The sequence below is a fragment of the Vibrio sp. Vb2131 genome, from assembly GCF_033338535.1.
Lineage (GTDB): Bacteria > Pseudomonadota > Gammaproteobacteria > Enterobacterales > Vibrionaceae > Vibrio > Vibrio alginolyticus.
The window spans coordinates 80,133-98,754 of sequence record NZ_JAWOSW010000008.1 but is presented as its reverse complement, the minus strand read 5'-3'; the positions used below and the strand labels follow the sequence as shown (position 1 = coordinate 98,754).

The following is an 18,622-nucleotide window of genomic DNA, read 5'->3' as shown; positions in this document are numbered from 1 at the left end:
AGGTTGGAATAATGAGCAGTACAAACACTCGACTTAAACATTTCTCTTTCGCTCTCTCACTTAGTGCGCTTTTGGTCAGTTCTTTTCAAGCACTAGCTGACGCATCACCTCGGGTGATGTCGGCTGATTGGACACAAACTGAAACGATGTTGGCTTTAGGGGTCGTACCTGTAGGCGTTGCTCAAGGGCAAGATTACGATGCTTGGGTAAAATCGCCACCGTTACCACCTCAAACGAAGGATGTAGGGTTAAGAACTCAACCCAATATAGAGCGCATTTACGAGCTCAGACCTGATCGTATTTTTATTGCCCCGTACTTCTCCTCAATGAAGCATCGCTTAGTTGATATCGCCCCGGTTACCACCATTGACTTATATGAAAGCGGGATTACGGATTGGTCGGTACTTACCAGTTTCACTCGGAGGTTTGGTGAAGAGCTGGGAAGAGAGGCGGAAGCAGAGGCGCTTATCCAACAATATGAAAAACGTTTCTCTTTATTAAAACAGCGTATAAATAAAGGCCAGCCGCCACTTCTAATGATTCAGTTTATGGATACAAAGCACGTACGTGTTTTTGGTCAAAATAGTCTTTACTCCCAGGCTATCGAAAAGATTGGGCTGAGTAATGCATGGAATGAAAAGACGAATAGCTGGGGCTTCAGCCTAGTTGGCATCGACAAGTTAGCTGGCATAAAAGCTCAAATCGTTATCGTAGAGCCATTACCTTACGGTGGAGCGGAGCAGCTCTCTCAAGACCCATTTTGGCAATATGTTGTTCAACAATCTGGTGAAAAGGTCATGCAAGTCGCGCCCGTTTGGAGTTTTGGTTCTATGCCTTCAGCCCTCCGTTTCGCAGAGTTAGTTACGGCGAGTAAGGTCGAGGAGTTAACACAATGAAAACGATGCCTTTAAGCTTTGTGGTGTTACTTTCGGCATTTACCTTTTCTATTGGTGCTTTCCAATTGTACCAAGTAAGCTCATTTTCGTTAGCTCTAAGCAGTTTATGGGAGCCTAACTTTCAATCTATCGATTCTGTTTTACTTCACTTTAGCTGGTGGCCTCGAGTCTTCACCACGATTATATCTGGTGCTGGATTAGCGGTTGCTGGGGTATTGATGCAGCAAGTGCTGCGTAACCCTCTCGCTTCACCCACGACACTTGGTGTGGCGAGCGGTTCAAGTTTTGCTTTGATGTTAGCAACGCTATTCGCACCTTGGATGTTGGATATCGCGCCTAATTTGGTTGCTCTCATCGGCGGTGTGATATCGATGGGGTTGGTGATGCTGTTGTCATGGCGACGAGCGTTATCTCCAACGGTTGTCGTCGTTTCTGGGTTAGTGATAAACCTGTACTTTGCATCATTAAGTACGGTTATTCTGATGATGAATACCGAAAAGCTGAATGGGTTAATGATATGGGGAGCCGGTTCGCTTGTTCAGAGTGGATGGGGAGATTTCTCGTATCTTGCCCCTCGAATCGCACTTGCTATGGTCGTTGCATTTGTGATTGCAAAGCCGTTAAGTCTGTTGGAACTCTCCGAGCAAGGTGCCAAGAGTTTAGGTGTCTCGCTAGCTAAGTTGCGTTTTGTCTGTCTTGGGCTTGCGGTGTTAATCACTTCTTGGGTGGTTTCTGCCGTAGGAATCATCGGTTTCATCGGGTTAGCGGCGCCAGCGATTACTCGATTGATAGGTATCAATAAAGTCCAGCATAAGCTTTGGGTATCAATGCTAATTGGTGCCATGTTATTGACTTTAACCGATTTGGTTATTCAGCAACTGCCAGGGCTAATGGCGAGTTTTATACCAACGGGAGCAGCAACGGCTGCATTGGGCGCTCCGTTACTGTTATGGCTGTTACCTCGTTTATCACAAAAGACGCAGGGCCATACTCAAACAGTGTTAACTCGACACCGTCAACATGTTTACAAGCTAAACCCTAAAGCGATCTCATTGGCGTTGATCGGTACGTTAATTTCCGTTGTCCTTTTTGCCACGGTTGCTGTGCAAAATGAAGGGTGGACAAACTTATTTGCTAGCCAAAATTGGATTTTTTTGGAATGGCGCGCACCTAGATTATTTGCAGCAGCAATTGCGGGGGCAATGTTGGCGATTGCTGGAACCATGATTCAACGCCTAAGTGGAAACCCAATGGCAAGTCCTGAAGTGATCGGTATCAGTTCAGGGACAGCGATGGGATTGATCATCGCGATGTTTACTGGGTTTGGTTCGTCAATTTTCACTCTTTCTCTAGGCGGGCTCGTAGGCGCATTAGCGACGGTATTAGTCATTGTGCTGCTAAACCGTAAGTCAGGCTTTCAGCCGGAGCGTATTTTGTTGACTGGTATTGCGATAACCGCACTGATGAATGCAATACAGAGCTTTATTCTAGCCACTGGTGACCCAAGAAGTTATCAAGCATTGGCTTGGTTGTCTGGGTCTACCTACTATGTCTCGGTTGAAACGTTACTCCCATTGTCTTTATCTGCGCTTGTCTTTATAGGGTTGAGTTTTCTCTGCGTAAGATGGCTAGATATTCTTCCTGTCGGTGCCGCTTCCTCTAAAGCACTTGGAATTCGAGTTGATCGTTCACGCGCAATACTGCTTCTTTTAGTTGCTTGTCTCACGGTCAGTGCGACATTGGTTGTTGGCCCGATTAGCTTTGTTGGGTTGTTGGCTCCGCATTTAGCTCGCTTATTTGGTTTTAACAAAGCGTCACAACACATGTTATGCGCCGCGATACTGGGGGCAGGGGTGATGTTGTTGGCTGATTGGTTGGGACGACAGGTCCTTTACCCGCAAGAAATACCAACAGGGCTTATGGCGTCTCTCATTGGCGGTTTGTATTTAATGTGGGGTTTACGCCGCTTATAGAAATGAGCTAAGCCTCAACCAAGAAAGTACTTATACAAATAAGCACTCGTAGTGGCATTCGTAACCTATGCGAGTGCTTTATGCAAAACCTCTGGTTTGTCTTTTACGGAAACAACTGGCGATGCCGTAACTCGCTTTTCTTTCAGCGGTCGCTGAAGTCATGAAGGGTTGGTTTGGCTGCCGACAAAAAGGAGAGAATATGACTCGGCAGTTTATGCTGACACCAACGTCGATGGCGGTTGTATTAGCTTTATCAACGCCAAATGTCTTGGCTCAGGAAGATGAAAATATAGTTGTGATTGGACAGCAGCAAGACAGTGCAGTTGGTCCTGATTTTAGTTATCTTGGAGCGAAGAGTCGGGCAGCAACGAAAACTGATATTGCCATCAATGAGACTCCAAGAGCGGTGTCTATTGTTACGCGAGAGCAAATGGATGATCGTGCCTCTATTAGCATTTCTGACGCGCTACAGTACACACCAAGCATTCAAACTAACTATTTTGGCGAAGATAACAAGCAAGATTGGTTTATTATTCGTGGTTTTAAACAGGCGAACAGCGGGTTGTATCAAGATGGTACCCGTTTATATTCTTCTGGCTTCTATAGTTGGCAAATAGATCCGTTTGCGTTAGAGAGGGTTGAAGTTTTACGTGGTGCAGCGTCTGTTCTTTATGGGCAAAACCCTCCAGGTGGGGTTATCAATGTTGTCAGTAAGCGACCTCAATTTGATGGGGGGTCAGGACTTGTATCTTTGGAGTACGGTTCTGAAGACCGTAAACAACTTTCTCTTGACGTAAACTCTGAGGTGAGTGAGCAGCTAGCTTTCCGCTTTCAAGGGTTAGCGAGAAAAAATGGGACGAGAATTAGTGGGGTAGAAGCAGAGCGCATTCTTCTCTCTCCATCGATGACGTACAAATTTAATGAGACGTCTGAAATTACCTTTCTAACGAGCTATCAAAAAGACGACTCAGATCCTTATCTGCAATTTTTGCCAGTCGAAGGAACGTTAACGCCAAACAAAAATGGAAAGATCAGTGATAGTTTAGCGATAGGCAATCCTAACTGGGAGACGTTTGAGCGTGAGCAGGTGTCTTTAGGCTATGAGTTTTCTCATGCATTTAATGATACCACTTCATTTGTTCAAGCAGCTCGTTACAGCGAAATGGATGTTAAGCTAAGACAAATGTATTCGTACGTTTACTCGGCTGACGTGCCTGCGTTGGGGCCGGCTTTGGACCCATCAAATGAACGCAAAACCATACTTCGGGGTGCTTCAACAGAAGATGGGTCATCTGATGCTTTTAATATCGATAATCGTTTGATGCACCAAGGAAATTGGGGAAGTGTTGAGCATAACTTGATGTTGGGCATAGATTTTCAAATGATCAGTATCGATGGTAAAGATTTTGCCAATGACCCTATAGTTGCTAATGGTAATGCATTATTAAACACACCAATGGGAGCTTTGCCCGATCCTAGGTTTAATGTATTTAATCCTACTTATTCGGATAACATAATGTTACTCGATCCGAATACGCTACAACCATTGAGCGAAACCGATAAGCAAAGAACGAAAATCGATAATCAGCAGCTCGGCGTCTACTTTCAAGATCATATGCTGATCAACGATAAATGGGCGATGTTATTGGGCGCACGTTACGACGATACAAGTAATGAAGTACATAATGTTACCACGGGTGCTCGCACGAAAGTCGATCATGGAGAGTGGACGTTTAGCGTGGGAACGGCTTATATTTCTAATTCTGGCTTCACGCCATACTTTAGTTACTCTCAGTACTTTGATCCAATTATTCAAGAAGACAGCAATGGTAAGCCAGCGAAGCCTGAAAGCGGTGATCAATTTGAAATCGGTATGAAATACCAACCGGATTCATTTGATGGTTATTTCAATATTGCAACGTATCGGGCAACAAAAGAAAACTTGGCTCGTATCTACTTGAGTGAATTAACGCAAATAGGAAAAATAGAAAATAACGGCGTTGAGTTTGAAGCTGTAGCTAATGTGACACCATCCTTAACATTGATCGGGAACATTGCGTACGTTGATGCAGAGATAAAAGAAGACATCAATAAGGCATGGGTTGGCAAAACACCTTCCCAAGTGGCGAATACCGTATCATCAGCTTGGGCACATTATCGTTTCTTTGATGGAGCTCTTGATGGCTTTGCTGTTGGCTTAGGCGCGCGCTATACAGGTGAGTCATACGGAGACAACGAAGAGAGACTAAAAGTACCAAGTTATTTCTTAATGGATGCGACGGTCAGTTATCGAATCGGCGATTACAAGCTACAAGTCGCAGCTAAAAACATCGCGGATAAAAAGTACATAGCGACATGTGATGGCTTTTGTTGGTATGGCGACCGACAAAATGTTATTGCAAGTTTAACTTACGACTGGTGAGTTAACGTATAAATAAACACCCCTAACTTTAGGGGTGTTTATTTAGAAATCGGCTTTACGGACAAAGTGCGGGTTTTTGTACTTTTTCTGCGGACCAAACGATGATACGACAAGTTTGTTCCATAATGTTTTGTCAAACTCACCCTTTGGAATCGAAGGGTAGAGGGTTTCCTCTTCTTCTCTTGCAAAATTCATATATTGTTTCTTTTTAATTTGATTGTACTTTTTGGCGATCTGGTTATGTTTTCTTACCCACTCCAGCTTGTAATTGTGGAGGACTTTTTCACCATCTTCGAGACTCATTCGAGATAGGAACAGTCGCTTGTATGAGACCTTTCTGTCCAGCATTGTGCGCATAACGGTTTGGATATATTTACCGTGATGCGTAATGGTAATGTCGTTTTCATCAATAGGAGTGACACACCAGCCTTTAGGTAAAAAGTCTGGCTTCTTAAATTGCTTATTACGCTCCATTAGCGCCTGATGTAAAACTAAATCAGAGGTGCCGCGGAACGTCTTTTGCCATTTACCGATACGAATTTGAATCGAACCAGGCAAGCGATAGATGTTAGTAAACTTATCTTTGTCCATGGACTTGTGTCATGAGATTAATGTGCATAATTAGAAAGCGGAATTCAGCCCAATGCCACAGGCAGTAGACTTAAGTACCGTACGATTTTACAACGACCTTGCGTGATATAGCGAGGGGTTATGTCAATAATAGGTAAGAAATAGAAAATTAGTTCACATTATGAAGAAATTGGAAGCTAACAAGGTTAAATTTTGAAGTTACACCAATTATGCCCATGCCGACTAAATAAAAAGAAGGCACGGGCATAAAATCACACCGCTTCTTCGAGTTGCTTGGTGTCTTCTTCAATCTGTTGTAGATGTCGGTTTGCTTGCTGTAACTGATACATTTGAGCATAACGACCATTTTGCGTTAAGAGTGCTTTGTGTGCCTTTCTCGACTAACTCCCCATGATGAAGAACAATGATTTGGTCTGCATCTAGGATAGTTGAAAGCCGATGAGCAATAACAACGAGCGTCATGTCTTGTCTGAGTACCGCCAAGCTCTTTTGGATTAAAGCCTCTGTTCCTGAGTCAATATTTGCGGTTGCTTCATCTAATATCAATACCTTAGGTTTTACCACAAGCACACGTGCTAACGCCAAAAGCTGTTTCTGACCTGCAGATAAATTAGTTTCGCCTTGACCTAACTGCGTGTCTAGCCCGTTAGGGTAACGATGAATTTGTTCTGCCAAACCTACCTTGTCTAACGCATCCCATATTTGATTGTCATCAACCGCCCGACTGAGAGAGATGTTTTCTCTGACTGAAGCAGGGAGAATATGTGGATCTTGTTGAACCATTGCCACATCTTTGCGAAGTACGTCTTTCCCTAATGTTTTAAGTGGACGACCATCTATGAGCAGTTCACCACATTGCGTTGGATAAAAGCCCATTAACAGTGACGCTAATGTGCTTTTACCGCTTCCTGTATGCCCGACAAGCGCGATAAAGTCTTGGTGGTTGGCCTTCAACGAAATGTCTTTCAGGACGTCCTGTTTACCATCGTAGCTAAATGTGAGATCTCTAAGTTCGATAGCACCTGACCTTAATGGTTGATGATTGTCCCCGTAAGTTTGTTCTTTCGCGTCAATTAATTCAAAAACACGTTCGCTTGATACTAACGCTTGCTGAAGTAGAGCAAGTTGCTGAGTCATCTCAATTAGTGGTTCAGTAACTCGCGCAAGATAACTGATAAATGCATACAGTACCCCCACACCAATCAACTCAATACCATTAAAACCAAAGATCGCAACCAAGCAAAGCAACGCAAGACCAGCGAGTAAGTCCATTAATGGTCTTAGCAGATAGCCGTTTAGCCGAATCACTCGTTTAGATGCCACCAGATGCTCTGCGGTTAGCTCGTTGAACTGTTTATTAAAACGCTCTTCTTGTTGCATTAATTGGATGACACTCATCCCTTGAATGGATTCACTCAGATTCGCATTTATATCGGTCAATAGGTCACGCATCTTTCGGTAGCTTTCTGTACTTAGCTGCTTAAACAAGTACATAAAGCCGATGACGATCGGCAGCAATACAAGCACAACGAGTGTGAGCTTCCAACTCATGAAAAACATAACGCCAAGCATTACGACAATCATGACCACGTTTTTCACCACGGTCGCGATCAAAAGCTCATAAAATTGCTGTAAAGATTCCGTATCGTTGGTGATTCGCGACACCAATTTTCCAGCAGGAGTGTAATCAAACGCAGATAACGGCTGCTTAATCACGCCAGAAAATACTTGCTTACGAATCGCTTTGATCGTGTTAGCCGCGACAATGCTAAATTGCAATGACTGAAAATACTGGAATGTTGCCGATACGATCTGAAGAGCGATATAACCTACTGCTAGCGAAATCAGAACATTTTGTGAATAGTCACCTTTAGCGATGTGCTCATCAATGAAATATTGAATCAACCAAGGGCCGCCGGCGCTAGCTAACGCTGCAATAAACAGCAAGGCGAGTCCTTTAATCATTGGCTTTGGTTGAGATAATGGGTAAGACATTAACCGTTTAAACGTGCTGGTCTGGTTCATTCATTATTCCTCCATCGCCTGTTCTAGTTTTTGGTACTCGAACATTTCGGCGTACCATCCCTGATGCGCTAATAAAGCGCTATGTTGCCCACGTTCAGTAATGTGGCCGTGATTCAAGACAATGATCTCGTCTGCTGCTTCCAATGCGGTGAGGCGGTGTGCAATAACGATTAGGGCTTGATCACGGTAGTGTGTTTCCAAATTCTTAAGGATTTGATGTTCGGTCCGTCCATCAACAGCGGAAAGTGCATCGTCCAAAACCAACACTTGGGCATTCAGCAGCATAGCGCGTGCTATCGCAATACGTTGTTTTTGCCCGCCGGAGAGTGTAATACCTTTTTCACCAACTTCTGTTTGGTAGCCTTCAGGAAACTTCTCAATATCGTCATGTATACAGGCTAACTTTGCTGCTCTATAGACTTCTTCTTTCTCTGCATTAGGGTTGCCTAAGGCAATATTGTCGAAGATAGATTTGGAGAATAGAAACGGACTTTGGTTAACGACAGCAAAGCGGTTTCGCCACTGTGGAAGTAGGGCATCCTTGATCTCGACATCACCGAATTTAATTGAGCCGTTTTCTAAATCATGTTGACGCAAAAGTAGTGTTAACAGGGTCGATTTTCCGCTTCCTACAGGCCCTGCAACTCCCAACATTTTTCCGGGTTCAAGTTCGATGTTTACTTCCGTCAAAGCGGGCGGTAAATCACTAGACCAGTGGAAATCGTCGATATCAATTTTTAACGGAAGTGGTTTATTTTCTATTGGCTTATTACCACTGATAATTTCTGGCTTTTCATCAAAGATCTCTTGTAGTCGGTTCCATGCAGCTGAGCCTCTTTCTAAAATGTTAAATAGGAATGCGAATGCCAGCATCGGCCATATCATCAACCCTAAATACATCGTAAATGCGGTCAGATCACCAAGCGTGATCTCACCTTTATCAACAAGGTAAGCACCAGCAGCGACACTAAGAAGGAAAGAAAGACCGATGGTTAACTGAATTGCCGGGTCAAATCTAGCATCGACTCTTGCGACAGCGATGTTCTTTTCGCCAGTATCATCCACAACCTCTTCAAAACGTTGCTGCTCTTGGTTTTCTAATCCGAAAGCACGCAGCATTCGCACGCCATTAAGTGACTCTTGTGTCATGTCTGACATGGTAGAAAAGGCTTCCTGAGCGACACGAAAGCGTTGATGTAGGATACGCACAATAAAGAAGATGATGATGGCAAGAAATGGCATTGGAAGAAGCGCCATTACGGTGAGCTTCCAGCTTACTTGCGTTACCATAATGATTAAAACCGCAATACCAGTGATCAAAGAGTCTGCGGCGGTTAAAACCCCTTCGCCGGCTGTCATAACGATATTACGCACATCATTAGTGCCACGAGCCATCAGATCCCCCGTCTTGTAACGTTCAAAAAAACGAGGTGGCTGTGTCGATAAATGCCTATATAGACGGTTACGTAGAATGGTCCCGAGCTCCCAGCTTGCGCCGAAAAGCCAAATTCGCCATAAGATGCGACACCCATAAATAGTAAAGATCAGTACAGTTAACCCTGAGAGCCATAGAATCAGCGTATTTGTATCTAAAGTGTTGTCTACGACGCCATCAACTATGATGCCAACTGCTTTGGGCGGAACAAGCTGTAGTGCTGATATCACAGCGAAAAGCAGAATGGATCCGACATAGTGCCTCCACTTTTGTTGGAAATACCAACGTAGCTGCCAGAATATTCTCATTACGCCTCCCGCTTTAAATTATTGAATTTGTTATAGAACTATTATTGAGCGAAATGATGAGTTTACAAGCACAAGTTATAGGCGGGTTTAAAAACGATAGATTGTTTCAATTATAACCATGTGTCGGCGCAAATTACTGGTTTTATCTCTATGAGCTAACTGTGCGACGACATTATGTGAAATAGTTGTTAATGGTGGTTTTGGAGCCATTACCTTGCAATAACGATGAAGACACCAAAAGTAAAAGTGTTACTGCCACTCTATATGGGCATTAGCAATCGTCAGTTTGTATTTTGTATTTCACTTGGCCACCAGGAGTTTCTGGGTAGTAAACTTCGACATAACACATATGTTCTGGACCAACAGGCTTGTTTGCAAAACCAATAAGGAAGTAGGGCTCGTCTGGGCTATCTACCCCATACCAAGTGTTAATAGTGAGTTGCGGATCAAAGCCTGCTAGCTCTTTTGCTGGAATAACATTTTTGATAAATCCAAAGTAACCAATTAGGTCGTTATGGCCGTCATTATCTAGATTAATGTTATATTGTATGCCGCCATCTACTGTCTCTTGAGATTGAATCACTGCTTTGGTGTAGACAAAGTTGTTGGCGGTCATGAGTGCTTCTCTGGCTCCATATAGAACCGCCACTCTGGCATCTTTTTGTAAGCCAAGAAATTTAGGAAATGCAACGACGCTTACAATACCAAGAATGATGATGCACACAATGAGTTCAATAAGAGTAAATCCTTGAGAGCGACGCACAGCCTTTCTCCATGTTTTAGAAACGAATAGGCGGCTATTCTGATATAGAAACTTTCAGGTCAAGTATTAAAAAAGAATGATAATAAGAGATCGGGATTGCAAATCTCAAATATAAAACAAGTTGCTTATTTTCGGGATGAGGAGTGATTTTGATAAAAACCAAGGAATGAACTCGAGAGGATAAAATCCTCCCGAGTAAAGCGACTAAGATTCGTGTGTCAGAGCACTGCGGCTACGTTTAAAAATGAATCGCCAAATAAATAAGACAATTGCGATGTAACCTAATCCTACACCAAGCGCTTGCCAGTGCATGCCGTTATACATCGCGATTGGCATCAAAGAGATGATGAAGATGTCAGTGATTGAGCCAGGGACATAAGCGATGGCGTAATCATCAAGCACCTTGCTACGCATTTTTGGATCAACAATACGAAGCAAGGCAATACCCATGGCAACCGTACCGGTTAACCAACCCCAAGAGAAAATGCCTTTCTCGAACCAATCTTCGCCCATGATACGTGGGGCAACCCAGAAGATTAGCCATAGTGTGAAGGCGATACCACCAATTGCAAGCACTACCATCGGCATTAAATACTGGGCTAAGACGGTAATCTTGATGGCTGAGATACCAAAGATAATCAAATAATCGGTACTGATGCCCGCGGCGTGTTTGAATGCACCGTCACAAAGATAGCGTGAAGCTTTCGTTTGTTTCGCGATGATTCGCACAAGCATGCCGCCAAGGAAGCCGGTTACGAACGTAGGGATTTGTACCTTATCGTGGAAAGAAGATAAGTAGTTAGCCGCTACATACGAGAAAGCTGTTACCACTACAACCAACGCCGCGTGAATCGCAAAAGAATCAACCGACAGGGAAGACATGGTGTCTTTCATTACCGGTTCTTGATCAACAGGCTTAACAAGGCCTTTGCGTTCGTGTTCATCCATGCTGTCGAAGGTCGTAAAGCTACGAATCCAACCCATCTTCAATGCGAATTGCAGCATGAGCATGCCGACAGAAATTGAAATGAAAATACCCACGGTTGCGAACGTTAAGCCAAGTGTGAAGCCATCTTCCCAGCCAAGCCCCGTGAAGATTTCACCAACAACAGAGGCTGAACCGTGTCCGCCCATAAAACCCGCAGACATTGTCACACCAAAGCCAGGATTAATCTCTGGCCAGAAGAAGGTTGTGAGAACTAGACCAAACATTGCCGCAAACAACCACTGAGAAACAGAAGCGATTTGGTTAAACGCCCACAATGAGCCAGCACGCTGTGCGACGGTTTTAGGTGATGGAACATCCGTTGCCAGACCTAACGCAGAAAAAAGTGCAGCAGTTAATAGGCTTGCGTTAGCGGTAAACGTATCGGTCCAAGGCAGTACGTCTAACAGGGCTGGTCCAAAAATTAGACCGAATAATCCTGCGAGAACCGCCGATGGAATGTACATACGCTGTAGTAATGGCGCGTGAACGCGAATGACTTTTGCCAAAATCAATAGTAAGCCAGCGATGGCTAAGTCAGTCAGCATTAGACCTTTAGGCATCTTATCCTCCAGTAAATGCAGTCAAGGGGTAGCGTCCTTGTGACCTACCTTGAATAAAAATCTCTCTCAAGCCAAAAAGCCACATACGTGACTAAAAGCGTTGAGAAATCAATGTCGTTTTCATAAGCAAAGGAATGTGCTTATGCAATTTGAAATGAGTGTAAATGTTGTGATTGCACACGAACAGGAAGAGAAATTTGATGAAATTTCTCGATGTTATTTTGATAGTTCACTCAGGAAAGGCGGCAATCCTAGTCACTTTGTCAGAGCAATGCAATTGATGGGAATCAACAAATAGTGTTCACTAAGTGAGCGTTCTATACTAACGGCCTGAAAAATAAAGACAATTAACAAGAAATAATATTTGTCATATCGACAATAAAAGTTGATTGAGTGGTTAAATTGTCGCCGCTTTATGAGGTGGTGTTACGGATTCACATGCGAAAGAACAAAATCAACCAAGGTGCGGTTTTTAAGGGAAAGCTGTTTTGAACGGTAAAGCAGGTGGATCGGTTTTGGCTTGGGAGTATGTTGCTGGAGAATTTCTACCAAGGCACCAGATTGAATTTCCTGTTCAACTAAGATCTTTGGTTGAAGAAGAACACCAGAGCCTTTTAACGCGGCAAACTTAAGCACATCACCATTATTAGACGTTAATCGGGTGTTGCTGTTTCCAAAGGTATTAGATGGCATGTTCACCACCTGTTGGCTTTCCCCTTGGTGGTACTGAAATCCCAAACAATGATGATGTTCAAGGTCATCAAGCGATTGGATAGGGGCATGTTGCTCAAGGTAAGAGGGTGAGGCGCAATAAGTCATGTGGTATTCACCCAATTTTCTCGCGACTAACGACGAATCGACCAATTCACCGATTCGAATAATCACGTCAGCTTCACTTCGGTATGGGTCAATCAAACTGTTATCCAACATCAGCTCGACGTTCAGTTCGGGAAATTCTGCTAAGAAGTCAGCCACGATGGGCGCGATCACCTTTTTGCCATACGTGACAGGGCAATTAATTTTCACTGTTCCGGTTGGACGGTTAATCAGCGTCTGGATCAGGTTCTCTGCGTTGGTGATGTCTTCAATAATGCGGTGGCACTCTTGGTAGTAGAGTCTGCCAGCTTCGGTCAGGGACTGTTTACGCGTGGTGCGATGAATCAGCTGTGTACCTAAGCTTTGCTCAAGAAAGCTCACGTGCTTGCCAACCATAGTCGGTGAAAGATCAAAGTGGTGTGCAGCATTACGAAAGCTGCCGTGTTCGACCACGTAAGCGAAAACTTTCATGCTTGTTAATTTATCCATTGCACACCCAGAGTTGATAAAGAAATAACTAAAGCAGAGTTTATCAATCAAACGAGGTTAATTACAGTGGGCGTATGATTAAGAATGGAGAAAGAGATCCATCATGAATGATACGATTTTTGTTACCGCCGAACTGAAAATGAATGCCGATAAGCCAAGACAACAAGTAGTTGAAGCCATTGAACAATTTTGCCTTGATATGCAAAGCGAAGCGAGGTGCTTGCAAGCGAATGCGACCTACGATTCTAAAGATCCACAACGTGTGATTCTTTGGGAGCGATATGAAAACCGCGCCGCGATTGAAGCGCATTTTGCTATGCCGCATACACAAGCGTTTATAGCGGCTGAAATGGCAGAGTTAGTTCAAGCATTCGAAACCCAAGCTCAATAGGAGACGTGAACATGAAATGGGGCATTTTAGGCACAAGCTTTATCTCAGGAGTCATGGCTGAGGCAATCCAAGGCGATGACAAGAGTGAACTGTACGCGGTTGCTGGGCGTTCGGAGCAGAACTTACAGGCATTCGCTGAGCAATATGGCATCGAGAATACGTTCAACGATTACGATGCGTTGATTGCTGATGAGCAAGTCGACATTATTTATATCGCATTGCCAAATCACCTTCATCATGACTTTATCGTCAAAGCGGCTGAGCAGGGCAAAGCGATCCTGTGTGAAAAGTCACTTTCGGTAGATATGGAAAAAACCGAGCTGGCACTTCAAGCAGTAGAAGCGCACAAGGTATTCTTAGCTGAAGGCTTAATGTATTTACATCACCCGTTGATCCGCGAGTTGGTTTCGGTGCTGAAATCGGGAGAGATTGGTGAGCTTCGCTCGATCCATACTTCTTATATCGCGTCGATTGCGCAGTTTGTTAATCCAGACAGTAAAGGTGCTTTGTATAATTTAGGTTGTTACCCAATGTCATTGGTGCATTTGGTGGTGAAAACCATGTTGGGTGAACAAACCTTTGAGAACCGTTCAATGACAGCGATTGGTCGACAAGGTAACGATGGGAATATCTGTGAATCGAGTTTGATGATGCAATTCGGTGAGCAACAAACGGCGAGCGTACACACTGCCGAAGATCACGGATTGAAACACCAGTTCACCATCCTGGGTAGCAAAGGCTGTATTACGTTAGATTCAAACCCATGGCTACCAACGCAAGAAAACCAGTTTAGTGTGGAAATTTACGAGACGTCGAAGCGTGAAGTGTTTGTTCCGGCGGCAGGGGATGCTTTCTTCTATCAAGTGCGCAATATTCGCCAGGCGGTTGAAGCAGGGCGTACATCGTTAGAGAACCCTTGTGCAACGTGGGAAGACTCTCACCGCATTATGCAGCTACTGACGGAGTGGGAATCACTGGCTTCAAAGTAAGTTTGTACTTGAACCAATGAACATTAAAACGGCGCACTAAATATAATGATTAGTGCGCCGTCATTGTTTTGTGTTCAGTCTGGATTAAATACGGTTATCGCCGGTGCTGAACGCAATAATTTGGCTGATCTCAGACAGGCTTCTGCCACTTTCTTGCTGCCATTGAACAAACGCTTTGTTGGCTGCATCGAGCGATTTTTTCGTATCTTTGCCACCTTCAATGATCTTGCAATTACGCAGGTAAGCTTCAACGTCGTTAGACAAGATAAAGGTATCAACGCCCATTTGACGAAGTGTGTAAGGACCTGTATTGCCACCTAGGCGATTACCGCGTTTCTTCAAATACGCCCATAGGTCGGTGATTTTCTCTTGCGGCCAATCGGCAACCATTTTGCCAAACGAGCCGTATTCGATTTTTGCTTCGTGGATCATACGAGCATTAGCAGGAATCGACATGACTTTAGTGAGGTGGCGAATGATGCGTTTGTCGGTTGCTTTGGTTTCCCATTGCTCGTCTGACAGCATCAACAGCGGCTCAATCTTAAATCCGAAGAACACTTCTTCGAAGTTCGGCCACTTGTTGCGAACCACGCTCCACGAAATCCCACTTTGGAATACCTTCATTGAAAAAGCGGCCAGCCAACGGTCGTCGGGAATCGCTGCCAGCTCTTCTTTGCTTAGTGGATGAGATAAAAGCGCTTCAAGTTGATCTTCACCACCTTTACGCTCGGCAGCGCGCTGATAAATCGCGTCAAATTTTTCGATACTCATAAAAGAAGTTAGTCCTAGTTTATGTCGATATTTGGGAAACATACTACGCTTAAGTGGCTGAATCGTAAATTGATGGAGTGTCACAAATGAAGAAGGTCACATTAACGTTTGTCGGGGAAGGTTCGGATCGTATTGCGGAAAAATTCTATGCGTGGATGACGGACGGTGGGTTAGAAGACAGCATGATTGAGAATTTATCTGACCGTGAAATCTCAGTTGTTGGCATCAGTGATATGGATAATGAAACGCGTGATGTGGTGATCAATACGGAAATGAACTAACGAGTCGTCTTTCGTCAGCTATTAGAATCAGATAAAACAAAGCCCTTCACGAGAAGGGCTTTGTTGCGTTTATAAGCGTGAGAGCCTAGTTATTTAACAGTGTCAGACCGCTTGGTAGTGCATCACCGAAGATACGCTTCGATTCGCTCTCAGATAACTCTTTGACTTCTTCAACCAGTGATATCCAAGATTCAGGCACCTTGCTTTGCTTCAACTTAGCCAGCACTTGCTCACGGTAGTCGTCAGAGATATCGAATAGGCGGTCGCCCGTCTTACGACAAATCATTACGGCTGCGAACGCGATCATTGGTTCTTTCTGCCAGTTTTGTTCCAGTAATTTAGGTAGCCACTGTTCCGCTTGTTCACGAGGAATGACGTTGTGCTGGCTGCCATAAAGTGGCGTTCGCGATGCCAAGCGTCCCAATGCCCACCAGTGCGCTTGTTCAAACTGGTTTTGGTTGATGGCTTTGCTCAAGAACCACGTTGCCAATAGAACTTTGTCTTCGACTTCTAGGTGTTCAAGCGACGCCGCCAATCGAACCATGGATTCATAACCCATGTCTTGTGCCGCTTTAGCTGACTGTGGGTTTTTCATCGCGCCAGGGTGTAGGTATTTCGCGATGTCTGCCAAAATGGTTTCTTGTTGTTCTTGGCTTAGACCGCCCGCGATACGTCGCCAGAATACCCACCAGTCTGTCCAGCCTTGATGGTTTTTGAACTGAATATTTTGTTGATACAGTCCCCAAACTTGCTCAATACGCCAAGAGTCTGTTGGATCGCCAAAGCCCGGACGCAGTGCAAAACCTGCTAAACGAAGCCAGTTTTTCTCGTGCTGTTCAGAGCGGCGGCGACGCTTACGACCTTGTGCAAAGGTATCAAACAGTTGACGTAGGGTAGTGAAATCCCACTCGTCACGTTTGCCCAGTTTCTTCTCAAGATCTTTGGCTAAGGTTTTGATCTCTTTGCTTTCTGCGCTTTTCTTGTTACCGCTGTAAAGGCGAGCGATCAGCTCCTTACATTCGTTCAGTTTAGGGTGAAGCTTAACTTGTTCGCTGTCGTCGGTTTGCTTGTTACGAACTTCGAATTCCAGCTCCCAACGTTTGCTGTCATCTTCTGCGCTGACACATTCCATCTTAAGTGTGCCGACTTCAGTCAACTGACACGCCAATTGTACTTCTACGCGCTCTTTTTGGTTGGCTTGCAGTTCGGCGCCTTCACCTTCAAGAGTGGTGATATAAGGTGGCAGAGGAGCAAACAAGTCAGGATCGACGTCCACCATCACACCGTTTTGAATAGCGGTGTTATTGGTTAAGGTGTCGTGGGTAGAAGTCAGCAGGTTAAAGCGAACAGGCTCACCTAAGGTAAGCGAGAAACGACGACCACTTAAGCGGATCTCGTGTCCTTCTTCTGTACCTTTTGCAAGTAAACAAAGCGCTTTGCCCATCTTGTTCTTTTCTTGAAGATGCAAGAAGTAAGAACGCGCTGCACCACCACCAATTTTTAGCTGTGCACCACGACGTGCTTTACCAAACGCAACAGCACCTAGTGCAACAGACCAATCTGGATGTGGGTTATCCAATACCGTAACCGGAGCGCCGCGCCAATCGGACAGTAGGGTAGTGACTCGCTCAGTCACAAGTTCACTATTGAACACACCACCGTTAAGTAGCAAACCTACCGGAATTGCATTTTGTTTGTCGTCTTCAATGCCAAGAGCGGCACGAGCAACTTGTTGGTGCTGAGTTAAGAACTCGGCAACGTGTTTGCTCACCGCTGGATCTGCAACGTATGGAAGACCAAACTCGACAACGGCGCTGCGGCGCTTGTCTGGTACTTCACTGAAATCAGAAAGAGGGAAGAAGCCATCTAAAGCGATTTGGTGCACTTCTTGTTTGCTCAGCCCAATACTCTTTGTTCCGCCAAGAAGTTTCGAGCCGCTGCCCAGCATGGTGATCTTCACTTCTTCAGGTGCACTCGCTGAAAGCAAGTTTTCTTTCGCTTTGCGAGTTTGCTGAATCAGCTTAGTCAAGCTTGCAGCAGTGAGCTTCTTACTTTGGTTGAAGCGGCTCTCTGCAAGGTGTGCTAATGCTAAGTCGAGGTTGTCACCGCCCAGCATTAAGTGTTCGCCAACACCAATACGATCAAGGGCTAGTTCATCTTGAGAAGAGAAACTGGCTTCAATCAAGCTCAAGTCGGTAGTACCACCGCCCACATCACACACCAGAATCAGCGGTAACTCTTTGAGTTCATCAGCTGCGGTTTGCTGGTGGCGTGCGTACCAGTCGTAACATACGGCTTGTGGTTCTTCGAGCAGGACGATTTTCTTTAAACCAGCCAGCTGTGCAGCTTCAAGCGTGAGTTTACGAGCGGTTTCATCGAACGAAGCTGGAACGGTCACAACCACATCTTGGTCTTCTAACTTATTGCTAGGATGACGGTAGTTCCACGCTTGGCGAATGTGATTGAGGTAGCTTGCGCTGGCAATGACGGGAGATACTTTATCTACATCTTGTGCACCAGCCCAAGGAAGAATGTCTGAGCTACGATCCACTGCTTGGTGCGATAGCCAGCTTTTAGCACTGGATACCTGACGTCCTTCCACCTTAGCGCCTAATTCACGAGCCCATTCACCCACGATCACATTACTAATGTCGCCAGATACAGGTTCGTTTTCCCAAGGGAGTGTAAGGTCAGAAGGGGAGATTTGACCAACCGCAGGGTGATAGCGGAAAGAGGGCAGCAATGGTTTACGAACCACTTCACCCGGACCAATCAATTGGTCGATGTCGAATAGGGATACTTCGGATTGTTCAAGGTTGTCGGTGATTTCACAGTACGCCACCACAGTATTTGTGGTGCCAAGGTCAATACCAACAAGAAAACGAGGAGATGCCATACAAACCTTCGTGTATTTAAAAACGGCA

Annotated in this window: 14 protein-coding genes and 1 pseudogene; 7 read left to right on the top strand and 8 right to left on the bottom strand. The window is 44.8% G+C overall.

Going from position 1 to position 18,622, the window contains the following annotated elements:
- Positions 1-11 precede the first annotated feature (11 nt).
- The 3 genes from R7E38_RS11020 to R7E38_RS11010 all read left to right on the top strand — a co-directional run bounded on the left by R7E38_RS11020 (position 12) and on the right by R7E38_RS11010 (position 5,291).
- Positions 12-896, top strand: coding sequence for an iron-siderophore ABC transporter substrate-binding protein (locus R7E38_RS11020; RefSeq protein WP_226083627.1), 885 nt, complete (start codon positions 12-14; stop codon positions 894-896).
- Positions 893-2,869 carry a Fe(3+)-hydroxamate ABC transporter permease FhuB gene (gene fhuB, locus R7E38_RS11015; protein ID WP_226083626.1) on the top strand — a complete coding sequence of 659 codons (1,977 nt, stop codon included), beginning with the start codon at positions 893-895 and terminating at the stop codon, positions 2,867-2,869. Before R7E38_RS11020 ends, fhuB begins: the two co-directional genes overlap by 4 nt.
- Before the next feature lie 199 nt (positions 2,870-3,068).
- Positions 3,069-5,291, top strand: a complete 2,223-nt coding sequence (locus tag R7E38_RS11010) for a TonB-dependent siderophore receptor (protein WP_318081785.1) — start codon at positions 3,069-3,071, stop codon at positions 5,289-5,291.
- Positions 5,292-5,333: 42 nt separating this feature from the next.
- On the opposite strand, the gene R7E38_RS11005 is transcribed toward R7E38_RS11010, so the two are convergent.
- The 5 genes and pseudogenes from R7E38_RS11005 to R7E38_RS10985 all read right to left on the bottom strand — a co-directional run bounded on the left by R7E38_RS11005 (position 5,334) and on the right by R7E38_RS10985 (position 11,961).
- Positions 5,334-5,882, bottom strand: a complete 549-nt coding sequence (locus R7E38_RS11005; RefSeq protein ID WP_005377712.1) for a hypothetical protein — start codon at positions 5,880-5,882, stop codon at positions 5,334-5,336.
- 251 nt (positions 5,883-6,133) lie between these two features.
- Positions 6,134-7,907 (bottom strand): annotated as a pseudogene (locus R7E38_RS11000) (ABC transporter transmembrane domain-containing protein).
- Positions 7,908-7,910: 3 nt separating this feature from the next.
- Positions 7,911-9,650 carry an ABC transporter transmembrane domain-containing protein gene (locus R7E38_RS10995; protein WP_065274505.1) on the bottom strand — a complete coding sequence of 580 codons (1,740 nt, stop codon included), beginning with the start codon at positions 9,648-9,650 and terminating at the stop codon, positions 7,911-7,913.
- A 271-nt stretch (positions 9,651-9,921) separates the two neighbouring features.
- The gene (locus R7E38_RS10990; protein ID WP_318081784.1) at positions 9,922-10,413 is read right to left on the bottom strand and encodes a type II secretion system protein; all 492 of its coding nucleotides are present in this window, start codon (positions 10,411-10,413) and stop codon (positions 9,922-9,924) included.
- Between the two features lie 204 nt (positions 10,414-10,617).
- Entirely contained in the window at positions 10,618-11,961 is a 1,344-nt protein-coding gene (locus R7E38_RS10985) for a sodium/glutamate symporter (RefSeq protein ID WP_226083624.1), read from the bottom strand.
- Between the two features lie 142 nt (positions 11,962-12,103).
- On the opposite strand from R7E38_RS10985, the gene R7E38_RS10980 reads away from it, so the two are divergent.
- Positions 12,104-12,259, top strand: a complete 156-nt coding sequence (locus R7E38_RS10980; RefSeq protein ID WP_154204611.1) for a hypothetical protein — start codon at positions 12,104-12,106, stop codon at positions 12,257-12,259.
- Positions 12,260-12,387: 128 nt separating this feature from the next.
- Here the strand turns inward: R7E38_RS10980 and R7E38_RS10975 are convergent, their stop codons facing one another.
- Positions 12,388-13,266 carry a LysR family transcriptional regulator gene (locus R7E38_RS10975; protein ID WP_226083623.1) on the bottom strand — a complete coding sequence of 293 codons (879 nt, stop codon included), beginning with the start codon at positions 13,264-13,266 and terminating at the stop codon, positions 12,388-12,390.
- Positions 13,267-13,369: 103 nt separating this feature from the next.
- Here R7E38_RS10975 and R7E38_RS10970 point away from each other — a divergent pair, with 103 nt between their 5' ends.
- A complete protein-coding gene (locus R7E38_RS10970; protein ID WP_053303095.1) occupies positions 13,370-13,657 on the top strand; it encodes a putative quinol monooxygenase in 288 nt (95 codons plus the stop codon).
- Positions 13,658-13,668: 11 nt separating this feature from the next.
- Complete coding sequence (locus tag R7E38_RS10965) at positions 13,669-14,646, top strand: Gfo/Idh/MocA family protein (protein ID WP_226083622.1); 978 nt, start codon at positions 13,669-13,671, stop codon at positions 14,644-14,646.
- An 84-nt stretch (positions 14,647-14,730) separates the two neighbouring features.
- Here the strand turns inward: R7E38_RS10965 and R7E38_RS10960 are convergent, their stop codons facing one another.
- A complete protein-coding gene (locus tag R7E38_RS10960) occupies positions 14,731-15,417 on the bottom strand; it encodes a DNA-3-methyladenine glycosylase I (protein WP_226083621.1) in 687 nt (228 codons plus the stop codon).
- Positions 15,418-15,503: 86 nt separating this feature from the next.
- Here R7E38_RS10960 and R7E38_RS10955 point away from each other — a divergent pair, with 86 nt between their 5' ends.
- The gene (locus R7E38_RS10955) at positions 15,504-15,698 is read left to right on the top strand and encodes a hypothetical protein (RefSeq protein WP_005377692.1); all 195 of its coding nucleotides are present in this window, start codon (positions 15,504-15,506) and stop codon (positions 15,696-15,698) included.
- A gap of 85 nt (positions 15,699-15,783) precedes the next feature.
- Here the strand turns inward: R7E38_RS10955 and R7E38_RS10950 are convergent, their stop codons facing one another.
- Positions 15,784-18,594, bottom strand: coding sequence for an Hsp70 family protein (locus tag R7E38_RS10950; RefSeq protein ID WP_226083620.1), 2,811 nt, complete (start codon positions 18,592-18,594; stop codon positions 15,784-15,786).
- Positions 18,595-18,622: the final 28 nt, after the last annotated feature.